Source organism: Sphingobium sp. R-21 (genome assembly GCF_049913335.1).
Classification (GTDB): domain Bacteria; phylum Pseudomonadota; class Alphaproteobacteria; order Sphingomonadales; family Sphingomonadaceae; genus Sphingobium.
Genome location: NZ_CP184375.1, coordinates 1,156,073 through 1,167,798 on the forward strand (window position 1 = coordinate 1,156,073; position 11,726 = coordinate 1,167,798).

The following is an 11,726-nucleotide window of genomic DNA, read 5'->3' on the forward strand; positions in this document are numbered from 1 at the left end:
GAGCGAAGGGAGCAGGCAACAGCGTCATTCTTCCCTGAAATCAGCCCCGATGACCCTATAGAGCAGGATACGGTTCGCGATCAGCGTCAGATTGGTCGCGATAGCGCTTTGTTGCGCATTGTAGAGGCTCCGCTGGCTGGTCAGGCTGTTGAGGAAGGTATCTATGCCAGCGCGATAGCGTTCCTCGGCCAGTGCGTAGCTGCGCTGGCTGGCGAGGACCAGACGCTGCTGTGCAGCCTGCTGCTCGTCGATAGTACCCTCCCGCGCGAGCGCATCGGACACTTCCTGGAATGCCGCCTGGATCGCCTTTTCATATTGGGCCAGATACAGGTCGCGTTGCGCCTTGCTGTAGTCGAGATTGCCGCGCGCGCCGCCGCCGAAGATCGGCATGCTGGCCGAAGGCGCGGCGGACCAGGCGAAACCGCCGCCCGTGAAGAGGGAGGAGAGGGCCGAACTGGCGACGCCAATGGCGGCCGTGAGGCTGATTTTCGGGAACATGGCGGCACGCGCCGCGCCGATGTTGGCATTGGCGGCCTTCAGCTGATGTTCGGCCTGCAGCACGTCGGGACGCTGGAGCAGCACGTCGGAGGATAGGCCTGCCGGCGTCTTCGCGATGCCGTCGGTGAGCGTTTCCAGCGACTGGGGGAGCAGGGCATCCTCGACCGGCGCGCCCGCCAGCAGGTCGAGCGCGTTCCGGTCCTGCGCCACCTGCGTCACATTGGCGGCGATATCGCTGCGTGCCTGTTCCACCGTGGTTTCGGCCTGATGCACGTCCAGCTTGCCGGTCAGCCCCGCACCATTCAGCGAACGGGTGAGGGCCAGTGTACGTTCGGCGCTGGCCAGGGTTTGGCGGGACAGCGACAGCAGTTCCTGGTCAGCGGCCAAGGTGGCGTAGGCCGTGGCGGTTTCCGCGATCAGCGTGATGCGGGTCGCGCGCGCGCCTTCCTCCGTCGCGAGGTATGATTCGAGTGCTGCACGGCTCAGGTTCTTCACCCGGCCGAACAGGTCTATCTCGAACGCGCTGAAGCCAATATCGGCGCTGTAGCTGTTCTGGCGGTCGTCGTTGCGGCGGGCGAAGCTGGCAGCGGCATCGCCGGTGACGGTGGGGAGCCGGGCTGCGCGCTGGACCCGATATTGGGCGCGGGCGGCCTCCACATTGGCGAGCGCGGCGCGCAGGTCCCGGTTATTGGCAAGGGCGCGCGCTATCACCGCCCTGAGGCGTTGATCGCTGATCAATGCTGTCCACGGCAGGCCCGGCCTTTCCGTGATGGTCGCCGACGGATAGGCGGTGTCAGCCGGGAAGGTGGCGGGAACGGGGGGCGCGGGCCGGACATAGGTCGGCGCCATGTTGCAGGCCGACAGCGCAACAGCCGAAGTCAGGGTGAGGAGAGCGCGTTTCATGCCGGAACCTCCGCAGCGGGAACGGCAGGTTGCGGCGGATCCTTGCGGCTGAAGATGCGCATGATCGTCAGGAAGAAGAGGGGAACGTAGAAGATGGCGAGGACGGTCGCGGTCAGCATGCCGCCCACCACCGCCGTGCCTATGGCGACGCGGCTCTGCGCGCCGGCGCCGGTGGCGATGGCCAGCGGGATGACCCCCGCGATGAAGGCAAGCGATGTCATCAGGATAGGGCGGAAGCGCAGGCGTGCCGCCTCCAGCGCGGCGGACATGGCGTCCTTGCCCTGCAGATAGGCGAGCTCTGCAAATTCGACGATCAGGATCGCGTTCTTTGCGGCCAGTCCCATGGTCGTGAGCAGGCCGACCTGGAAGTAGATATTGTTCTCCAAGCCCCGCAGCGTCACCGCCAGCGCTGCACCGATCAGCCCGAGCGGGATGACCAGAAGCACCGCCAGGGGGATCGACCAGCTCTCATAGAGCGCGGCAAGGCAGAGGAAAACGACCAGCACCGACAGGCCATAGAGCAGCGGCGCCTGTCCACCTGAAAGCTGTTCCTGATAGGAGAGGCCGCTCCAGGCATAGCTGGTGCCCGGCGGGAGCTGTTTTTGCAGCTTCACCATCTCGTCCATCGCCTCGCCCGAACTGGCGCCGGGCGCAGCCTGCCCCTGGATTTCATAGGATGACTGGCCGTTATAGCGCGACATGGTCGTCGGGCCCATTGTCCAGTGGGTGGTGGCAAAGGCCGAGAAAGGCACCATTTCGCCGGTCGTGCTGGACCGCACCTGCCAGTTGTCGAGGTCCGTCGGCAGCGCGCGATAGGGTGCATCAGCCTGCATGTAGACGCGCTTCACCCTGCCGCGGTCGACGAAATCGTTGATGTAGGTGCTGCCCCAGGCGGCGCTCAGGACATTGTCGACGCTGCTTTGCGTCAGGCCCAGCACAGCGAGCTTTTCGGAGTCGATGTCGACCTTGAGCTGCGGCGTATCCTCCAGCGTGGCGGCACGTACGCCCGCCAGCTTGGGATCGCTCGCCGCCGCCTTCATAAGCTGGTTGCGCAGCGCGAGGAAGCGGTCGCGGCTGAGGCCGCCGGTGTTCAGCAACTCGAAGGTGAAGCCGTTGGACTGGCCCAGGCCGCGAATGGGCGGGGGGGTCATGGCCAGCGCGTTCGCATCGCGGATCGCGGCCAATTGCCTAGTGGCGCGGTTGGCGATCATCGTCGCGCTGTTCGCCGACCCCTTGCGCTCGTCCCATGGGGCGAGATTGATGAAGCCCTGGGCGGTGTTCTCGCCCTGGCCGGCGAAACTGAAGCCCTGGGCGATGAAGGCGAAGGCGACATTGTCCTTTTCATCGGTCAGGAAATAATTCTGGACGCGCTCCACCGCTGCGGCCGTGCGGGAGGATTTTGCGCCGGCAGGCAAGGTGATCTGGACCATCACCTGGCCTTGATCCTCCACGGGCAGGAAGCTGGTCGGCAGGCGGACGAACAGCAGCCAGAGCAGAACGAGAATGACCGCATAGCCGATCCAGAACCATTTCCGGCGGCCGATGAAGGCGTGGAGGCGCGTCATGTAGCCGTTGGTGACGCGGCTGAACCAGCGGTTGAACTTGCCGGTCCAGCCATGATCGCGATGCTCGTGCGAAATCGGCTTCAGGATGGTGGCGCAGAGAGCGGGAGACAGGATCAGCGCGACCAGCACCGAAAGCAGCATCGAAGAGACGATGGTGATGGAGAACTGGCGATAGATGACGCCGGTCGACCCGCCGAAAAAGGCCATGGGCAGCAGCACGGCGGAGAGGACCAGCGCGATGCCCACCAGGGCGTTGCCGATTTCGCCCATCGACTTGATGGTGGCGTCCCGTGGGGAAAGCCCTTCCTCCTCCATGATGCGTTCGACATTTTCCACCACGACAATGGCGTCGTCGACCAGCAGGCCGATGGCCAGCACCATGCCGAAGAGCGTCAGCGTGTTGATGGAATAGCCGAACAGTGCCAGCACGCCGAACGTACCCAGCAGCACCACCGGAACGGCGACGGCGGGCACCAGCGTGGCGCGCCAGCTTTGCAGGAACAGGAACATCACGACGACGACCAGCCCGACTGCCTCGATCAGGGTCTGGACCACCTCCTCGACCGACAGCTTGATGAAGGGGGTGGTGTCGCGCGGGTATACGACGGCGTAGCCGTGCGGCAGATTGTTCGACAGTTCGTCCACCTTGGCCTTGACCAGCTCGGCGGTCTTGAGCGCGTCGGCGCCGGGGGCAAGCTGCAATGCCATGCCGGAGGCCGGATGCCCGTTGAGGCGGGCCAGGGAGGTGTAGCTTTCATTGCCCAGTTCGACCCGCGCCACATCGGACAGGCGGACGACGGAACCGTCGCTCTGCGTCTTGACGATGATGTTGCGGAACTGCTCGGGCGTCTGCAGGCGGGCACGGGCCGTGACGGTGGCGTTGAGCTGCTGCCCCTCCGGCGCCGGGTCGGCACCGATCTGTCCGGCCGACACTTCGACATTCTGGCTGGCGATGGCGCTTTGCACGTCGGACGGCATCAGCTTGACGGTGGCGAGCTTATAGGGGTCCAGCCAGATGCGCATCGCATATTGCGATCCGAAGATCTGCGACGAACCCACGCCATCGATACGGGCGATCGGATCCTGGAAATTATTGACCAGGTAATCGGCAATATCGGCCTGCGATGCCGTATCGGTGCGGTCGTACAGGCCGACCACCATCAGGAAGTCGTTCTGCGACTTGGTAACGGTCAGGCCCTGCTGCTGCACGGCGTTGGGCAGCCGGCTCAGCGCCTGCTGCACCTTGTTCTGCACCTGTACCTGCGCGGTGTCGGGATCGGTGCCCTTGTTGAAGGTGACGGTGATCCGCGCCTGACCGTTGGCCGTCGACGAAGATGAGAAATACATGAGGCCGTCGATGCCGGTGAGCTGCTGCTCGATGACCTGCGTGACGCTGGTCTCCACGGTCTGGGCCGAGGCGCCGGGATAGTTGGCGCTGATGTTGACGGACGGCGGCGCGATGTCCGGATATTGCGCGATCGGCAATGTCAGCATGGCGCCCAGGCCGGCCATCATGATGCCGATGGCGATGACCCAGGCGAATATCGGACGTTCGATGAAGAAGCGGCTGAGCAAGGTTCCGCTCCCTTATTTCGCGGCCCGGTCGATCGGGACGGCCTTCACCGTGTCGCCGGGATTCACCTTGTCCGTGCCTTCGACGATCAGCCTGTCGCCTTTACGCAAACCATCGGTGATCAGCCATTTGTCGCCGACGGCTTGCGCAGCGGTGACGATGCGCCGTTCGACCTTGTTTCCCCTGCCCACGACCAGCGCGGTCGCATTGCCCTTCGGATCGCGGCTGATTCCCTGCTGGGGCACGAGGATCGCGTTCGGTACCACCGATTGCGGTGCGACCACGCGCACGAACATGCCGGGCAGCAGCAGGCCGTCGGGGTTGGGGAAACGGGCGCGGAGGGTGACGGTGCCGCTGTCCGGATCGACGATCGGCTCGGCGAATTCGATGCGGCCTTCCAGCGGATAATCGGTGCCGTCGTCCAGCTTCAGCCGGATGGTCGCGCTGGCGGGCAACGCCTTGCCCGCCGCGAGCGCGCGGCGCAGCTGGAGCAGTTTGGCGCTGGACTGCGTCACGTCGACGAAGATCGGGTCGAGTTGCTGGATGACGGCCAGGGGTGTTGCCTGGCTGGCCGTCACCAACGCACCGGGCGTGACGGCGGACCGGCCGATCCGTCCGTCGATGGGTGCCCTGACCTGCGTGAAATTGAGGTTGATGCCGGCGGTCTGGAGCGTGGCGCGCGCCTGCTGCACGGCGGCGGCGGCCTGGCGGGCCGTGGCGATGACGTCATCGCGGTCCTGCGCGCTCACTGCCTCGCTCTGACCCAGCGTACGGTAGCGGCTGGCCTTCGCCTGCGCGGCGGCGGCGGTCGCCTGCGCACTGGCCAATGTGGCCTGCGCCTCGTCGCGCGAAGCGCGGTAGAGCGAGGGATCGATCTGGTAGAGCGGCTGCCCCGCCTTCACGATCGACCCTTCAGTGAACAGGCGCTTCTGGATGACGCCGGCGACCTGCGGCCGAACCTCCGACATCATGGTGGATGCAGTGCGTCCCGGCAATTCGGTCGATACCGTGACCTCCTGAGTCGCCAGCGTCACCACTCCCACCTCCTGAGGCGGCTTTTTCGATGCTTCCTTATGTCCGCATCCGGCGATCAGGATGCAGAACGCCACAGGGGCGATCCGAAGGACGGAGAGGCGGCTGAGCATGGTCGACAGGCGGTTCCACAGCGGAAGGAGGGACTTCGCCCGGCGCAGGGGGAGGGAAGGGCGCGCCGGGCGAAGGTCGGCTCCGGTCAACGGCGCCGACCTCCCCCTAATCCATCCAAGGCGCGTCGCATTGTAGAGCGACTTTTCATCCGGCTGGATCATTTTGTAGCGGATTGTATCGATATGTAACGACGCAGCGGCGAGCGCAGACTCGCAGCGTCAACGCCACTAGAAGGAGACAATGCCCGACATGCCGCCATCCCGCCCGTTCCGCGTGATCGTCGTCGACGATGACGAAGATATCAGGGGTCTGATCGTCGGCCAGCTCGCCCAGGAGCATTATGAGGTTCTGGCGGCCGGCAGCCTTGGCGAATTGCGGGCGACGATGGCGGAACATGAAGCCGACCTCATCGTGCTCGACCTCAACCTTCCAGACGGCGACGGATTGTCGCTGTGCCGCGACCTGCGGGCCCAGGGCAGCGGTGTCCAGATCATCATGGTGACGGCGCGGGGCAGCGCCATCGACCGGGTGCTGGGGCTGGAACTGGGCGCGGACGATTATCTGACGAAGCCGTTCGAGCCGCGGGAATTGCTGGTGCGGGTGCGCAACCTGCTGCGCCGGTCACGGAACGAGGAGTCGGCGCGGCTGAAGACCGCGCGGATTGCGCGCTTCGGATCGTGGCGACTGGACCTCTTCCAGCGACGGCTGATCGCCAGCGACGATCGGTTGATCATGTTGTCCTCTGCGGAATTTCGCCTGTTGTCCCGCTTCATCGACGACCCCAATGTGGTGCTCTCTCGCGAGGCGCTCGTTCCCGAACGGCGGGCAACGGCAGCGTTCGATCGGTCCATCGACCTGCAGGTCAGCCGGCTGCGGCAGAAGCTGGCGGACAGTCCGGGCGGCGACGGGCTGATCCTGACGGTGCGGGGGGAGGGCTATGTGCTGGCCAGCACGGTGACCTATGAATGATGGCTGGCTGATCGGCACATGATGGTCTCTGTCGTGGCGCGGGCGCGCAATTTCTTCCGGTCGCTGGTCGGCCAGATATTCCTGCTGCTGACCGTCGGCATGACGGTGGCCGCCGTGCTGGCGCTGCTGGTCGCGGAGCAGGCACGGCATCTCGACTTCGAGCGCTGGCGCCTCCAGCGCGTGGTGGCAAGCGCGGCGGACATCGCGCAGCGGCTGAGCCACGACCCGGTGAAGATAGAGGCGATGTTGAAAGACCAGCAGATCATGGGCGCACGGACCGCGCCGGAGGGCGTGGCTCTGACGGACCCCGACCCGACGCTGGCAGACGCTCTGGAGGCGCGCTTCGGGTCGCAGTCCAACCCCGAAGCAGGCCAGGTTCCCATCGGTCTCTGTTTTCCAGCGAGCAAGGTCGATCCGAACAATCGGGCGGCCGGGCTGATCGACGCGCCGCGCCCCGATTGCTGGGTCGTCCGCTTTACCGACAGGACGGGCGAGCGGCGTTCTCTCGCGCTCTACCTGCCCCGCCTCGTGAAGCCGTCGAGCAATCTTGCCAGGCCGATCTATCTGCTGCTGATCCTGATGTCCTCGGCCGGACTGGCCATCATCGTGGCTCGTTTCGTCGCCAAGCCGCTGCGTAGGCTGGAGCAGGCGGCGGAAGCCTTTTCGGTATCCGTCGATCCGGAGGAAATCCCGGAGCGGGGCCCGGAAGAGGTGCGGGCTGCGCTGTCCACCTTCAATCTGATGCAGCGCCGGGTAAGGGCGGGTTTTGCGGAGCGGACGCAGTTGCTGGCGGCGATCAGCCATGATCTCCAGACCCCTCTCACCCGCCTGCGCTTACGGCTGGAATTGGTCGAAAATGAGGAACTGCGTGGGCGGCTGTTGCAGGACCACCAGGCGATGATGACGCTGGTCCGCGAAGGGCTGGATCTGGCGGCCAGCACTGAAGCCCATGAAGACTGGTCGGTGATCGACATCGATTCGCTGCTCACCAGCATGGCGGAGGACGCGCAGGATCTGGGATCACCCGTGCGGTTCCTGTCGGGATGCGGCGGCACTGTCCGGGTCAAGCCCAATGCCCTCACGCGCTGCATCAGCAATCTGGTCAACAATGCGGTGAAATATGGCGGCAGCGCGGACGTCAGCTGCTCAAGACAGGGCGGGCGCGTGCTCATCGAGGTGCGCGATCACGGTCCGGGCATCCCGCCCGATCAACTGGACCAGATGTTCGAACCCTTCACGCGCGGCGTGGCGGGACAGCCGGGCGGGCGGCACGGAACGGGCATCGGCCTGACCATCGCTCGATCGCTGGCGCTCAGTTTTGAAGCATCGGTCCGTCTGGCCAATGCATCGGACGGCGGGCTGATCGCGACGATCGATATGAGAGCCTGAGTTCATCAGTTATCGGGGCGGAGGGTGAATCCTCCGCCGGCGGGGCAGCATGTTACGCAACGGAACCAAATCGGCTCTGGCGAGATTATCTTCTTTGCCCTCTTCCCTCTCCGGGCCTCAAGTGACACTATGCATTGGATCGCGGCGGGGGACGTCGCGCTGATTTGAAGATGCTGCATGACAGCGGCGCGGCAATATTTGCCGGTCGTGAATGAATGCCCAGATCGTTGCCGGCAATGTTTTTGCACGGCCGGGCAAGCATTGCGCAATTCCTTGCAACAGGCGCTGATTAAAGATTGGACAGATTCGAATTTTTTACTCTGCGTGGATGGTATTGCACTGTTTTTACAGGCCATAAGGGTCTATATACATTCCATGGCTACTTTAGCGGGAGTCGCCAGTGACAAAGAATGAGCTGTTTTCCAGCTTCACGCGGAAGTTCGATGATCGGCGTCAGGCCGAAATGTCCATCGAAGATTATCTGCTGGGATGTCGCAATGATCCACTGATGCATGCATCGGCGCCCGAACGATTGCTCGCGGCGATCGGTGAGCCGGAGATCATCGACACGTCACGTGATCAGCGGCTGGGCCGTATCTTCATGAACCGGACGATCCGGCGCTATGCGAGCTTCAGGAACTTCTACGGTATGGAGGGGACGATCGAACATATCGTCAGCTTCCTGCGCCATGCCAGCCAGGGATTGGAAGAGCGCAAGCAGATACTCTACCTGCTTGGCCCGGTGGGCGGTGGCAAGTCGTCGCTGGCGGAGCGGCTGAAGGCCTTGATGGAGGTTCATCCCATCTATGTGCTGAAGGCGGGAGAGGAGATCAGCCCGATCTTCGAAAGTCCCCTCGCGCTGTTCGATGCGGAAACGCATGGCGATTTCATAGAGGAAAATTACGCGATTCCCCGGCGGCGGCTGACCGGCATGATCAGCCCCTGGTGCCGCAAGCGGCTCGACGAGTTCGGCGGCGACATTTCGCAGTTCAGGGTCGTGCGCATGATGCCCTCGCGCATGCGGCAGGTCGCCATCGCAAAGACCGAGCCGGGGGACGAGAACAATCAGGACATCAGTTCGCTGGTCGGAAAGGTCGACATCCGCAAACTGGAGATGCTCTCGCAGAATGATCCGGACGCCTACAGCTATTCGGGCGGCCTCAACCGGGCGAACCAGGGAATGCTCGAATTTGTCGAGATGTTCAAGGCGCCGATCAAGATGCTCCATCCGTTGCTGACCGCAACGCAGGAGGGCAATTATATCGGTACGGAAAATATCGGCGCCATTCCCTATACCGGCATCATCATGGCCCATTCCAATGAATCGGAATGGGCGAATTTCAAGAACAACAAGAACAACGAAGCATTTATTGACCGCATCTATGTCATCAAGGTTCCCTACAGCCTGCAGGCGACAGAAGAACGGCACGTTTATGAAAAATTGCTGAGGGAATCCGATCTCAACAAGGCGCCCTGCGCCCCGGGGACCCTGGACATGCTGGCGCGCTTTTCCGTGCTGACGCGGTTGCGTGAGCATGAAAACAGCAACCTCTACTCCAAGATGCGTGTCTATGATGGCGAGATGCTGCGGGAAATAGACCCGCGCGCGAAAAGCCTTCAGGAATATCGCGACGCGGCGGGCGTGGACGAGGGCATGTCGGGCATTTCGACCCGCTTCGCGTTCAAGGCGCTGTCAGCCACGTTCAACCATGATACCAACGAGATCGCGGCCGACCCCGTGCACCTCATGTATGTGCTGGAGGGCATGGTCCGGCAGGAACAGTTCCCCACCGAGGTGGAATCCCGTTATCTGGAGTTCATCAAGGGCGAACTGGCTCCGCGCTATGCAGAGTTCATCGGCAATGAAATCCAGAAGGCTTATCTGGAATCCTACCATGACTATGGCCAGAATCTGTTCGACCGCTATGTCGCCTATGCGGACGCGTGGATCGAGGACCTGGATTTCAAGGATCCCGATACCGGGCAGTTGCTCGATCGGGAGGTCATCAACCAGGAACTGTCCAAGACAGAAAAACCCGCCGGCATCGCCAACCCCAAGGATTTTCGCAACGAAGTCGTGAAATTCGCCCTGAGGATGCGGGCCAGCAATGATGGGCGCAACCCGTCCTGGACCAGTTACGAGAAGATCCGCGAGGTCATTGAGAAGCGGATGTTCAGCCAGGTCGAGGACTTGTTGCCGGTCATCAGCTTCGGATCGAAAAAGGACGGCGAAACCGCGACAAAGCATGATGAATTCGTCGCGCGCATGATCGAAAGAGGCTATACGGAACGGCAGGTCCGGCGACTTGTGGAATGGTATATCCGCGTGAAGCAGGCCGGTTGATGGAGGGCCTGTAGGGCACCATGCACATTGTCGACAGACGGTTGAATCCGGGGGGCAAGAGCCTGGTCAACAGGCAGCGCTTCCTGCGACGGGCGCGGGCATATGTGCAACAGGCGGTGCGCGACAGCCTGAAGGATCGCAGCATCAAGGATCTGGACAAGGAAGGCCAGATTTCCATCCAGCGCGATGTCATCCACGAACCAACGCTGCATCGCGCGGCGCAGGGAGGAAGCCGCGAACGGGTGTTCCCCGGCAACCGTGATTATATGGAGGGGGACAAGATCAAGCGCCCCGACGGCGGCGCGGGCTCTGGGTCGAAGGCCGGGCAGGGCGATGGGAATGACGATTTCCAGTTCGCGCTCAGCCGGGAGGAGTTTCTGGACCTGTTCCTGGACGACCTGGAACTGCCCGACCTGGCCAAGAGACGGCTGATAGGCGGTGCGGTCGATGGTATCCGGCGCGCCGGATATTCGACGGCCGGCAACCCTTCCAACTTGTCCGTCCCGCGCACCATGCAGAAGGCCATGTCGCGGCGACTGGCCCTGCGGCGTCCCAAGGGCGCGGATCTGGCACGGATCGACGAGGAGATCGCGCTGATCGAGGCGCGCGATCCTCCCTCGCCCGACGATGCCGTTCGTCTGGAAGCGCTGCGCGAGGAACGATCGACCATCATCCGGCGCCGCAACCTGATCGCCTATATCGACCCTGTCGACCTGCGCTACCGCCGGTTCGAAACAGTGCCCAAGCCCGTGGCCCAGGCAGTGATGTTCTGCCTGATGGACGTTTCCGGTTCCATGACGGAGCATATGAAGGATCTGGCGAAGCGCTTCTTCGCGCTGCTGCATCTGTTCCTGTCGCGCTGCTACGAGCATGTGGAGGTGGTGTTCATCCACCATACCGATCGGGCGGCGGAGGTTGACGAACAGACCTTCTTCTACAGCACGGTGACGGGCGGCACGCTGGTGTCGAGCGCGCTGGAGAAGCTGATCGAAGTGGTGCAGGAACGCTTCCGTCCGGATGACTGGAACATCTATGTGGCGCAGGCGTCGGACGGTGACACCATGCAATCCGACAATGGCCGGGTGGTCAGTCTGATGCAGCAGGAGATCCTGCCCTTCAGCCAATATTTCGCATATCTGGAAGTCGGGCGAGAGGAATTCGCCGATATAGAGATGGTCGGAACGACGACCGGCCTATGGCAGGCCTATGCGCCTGTGAGCGACGCCAACCGCAATTTCGTGATGCGAAAGGTGCATCACCGGCGCGAAATCTATCCGGTGTTTCGCGAACTGTTTCAGCGCAAGGGCGTGGCGGAGCGGAGTTCATGATGGTGGCAATG

General features: G+C 63.2%; 8 protein-coding genes. 5 read left to right on the forward strand and 3 right to left on the reverse strand.

The window, feature by feature from the left end; genetic code table 11:
- Positions 1 to 24: 24 nt before the first annotated feature.
- From ACN9MX_RS19890 to ACN9MX_RS19900, 3 genes are read right to left on the reverse strand one after another with little or no spacing between them, the layout of a single operon-like run.
- On the reverse strand, positions 25 to 1,401 hold the full coding sequence (locus ACN9MX_RS19890; protein WP_363828399.1) for an efflux transporter outer membrane subunit: 1,377 nt from the start codon (positions 1,399 to 1,401) through the stop codon (positions 25 to 27).
- Positions 1,398 to 4,541, reverse strand: a complete 3,144-nt coding sequence (locus tag ACN9MX_RS19895) for an efflux RND transporter permease subunit (RefSeq protein ID WP_363828402.1) — start codon at positions 4,539 to 4,541, stop codon at positions 1,398 to 1,400. Before ACN9MX_RS19895 ends, ACN9MX_RS19890 begins: the two co-directional genes overlap by 4 nt.
- A 12-nt stretch (positions 4,542 to 4,553) precedes the next feature.
- The gene (locus tag ACN9MX_RS19900) at positions 4,554 to 5,684 is read right to left on the reverse strand and encodes an efflux RND transporter periplasmic adaptor subunit (RefSeq protein ID WP_363829421.1); all 1,131 of its coding nucleotides are present in this window, start codon (positions 5,682 to 5,684) and stop codon (positions 4,554 to 4,556) included.
- 241 nt (positions 5,685 to 5,925) lie between these two features.
- On the opposite strand from ACN9MX_RS19900, the gene ACN9MX_RS19905 reads away from it, so the two are divergent.
- The 5 genes from ACN9MX_RS19905 (at position 5,926) to ACN9MX_RS19925 (ending at position 11,715) form a co-directional block, all read left to right on the forward strand.
- Entirely contained in the window at positions 5,926 to 6,654 is a 729-nt protein-coding gene (locus tag ACN9MX_RS19905; RefSeq protein WP_363828405.1) for a response regulator transcription factor, read from the forward strand.
- An 18-nt stretch (positions 6,655 to 6,672) separates the two neighbouring features.
- The gene (locus ACN9MX_RS19910; RefSeq protein WP_363828408.1) at positions 6,673 to 8,043 is read left to right on the forward strand and encodes an ATP-binding protein; all 1,371 of its coding nucleotides are present in this window, start codon (positions 6,673 to 6,675) and stop codon (positions 8,041 to 8,043) included.
- 177 nt (positions 8,044 to 8,220) lie between these two features.
- Entirely contained in the window at positions 8,221 to 8,457 is a 237-nt protein-coding gene (locus tag ACN9MX_RS19915) for a hypothetical protein (protein ID WP_363828410.1), read from the forward strand.
- Complete coding sequence (locus ACN9MX_RS19920; protein WP_363828412.1) at positions 8,444 to 10,387, forward strand: PrkA family serine protein kinase; 1,944 nt, start codon at positions 8,444 to 8,446, stop codon at positions 10,385 to 10,387. The genes ACN9MX_RS19915 and ACN9MX_RS19920 overlap by 14 nt, the downstream gene beginning before the upstream one ends.
- Positions 10,388 to 10,407: 20 nt before the next feature.
- A complete protein-coding gene (locus ACN9MX_RS19925; protein ID WP_363828414.1) occupies positions 10,408 to 11,715 on the forward strand; it encodes a YeaH/YhbH family protein in 1,308 nt (435 codons plus the stop codon).
- The last annotated feature ends 11 nt before the right edge of the window (positions 11,716 to 11,726 follow it).

Coding starts and splice junctions, on each gene's coding strand:
- ACN9MX_RS19915 (WP_363828410.1), top strand. CDS start 8,221: ATGACAGCGGCGCGGCAATATTTGCCGGTCGTGAATGAATGCCCAGAT.
- ACN9MX_RS19905 (WP_363828405.1), top strand. CDS start 5,926: ATGCCCGACATGCCGCCATCCCGCCCGTTCCGCGTGATCGTCGTCGAC.
- ACN9MX_RS19890 (WP_363828399.1), bottom strand. CDS start 1,401: ATGAAACGCGCTCTCCTCACCCTGACTTCGGCTGTTGCGCTGTCGGCC.
- ACN9MX_RS19925 (WP_363828414.1), top strand. CDS start 10,408: ATGCACATTGTCGACAGACGGTTGAATCCGGGGGGCAAGAGCCTGGTC.
- ACN9MX_RS19910 (WP_363828408.1), top strand. CDS start 6,673: ATGATGGTCTCTGTCGTGGCGCGGGCGCGCAATTTCTTCCGGTCGCTG.
- ACN9MX_RS19900 (WP_363829421.1), bottom strand. CDS start 5,684: ATGCTCAGCCGCCTCTCCGTCCTTCGGATCGCCCCTGTGGCGTTCTGC.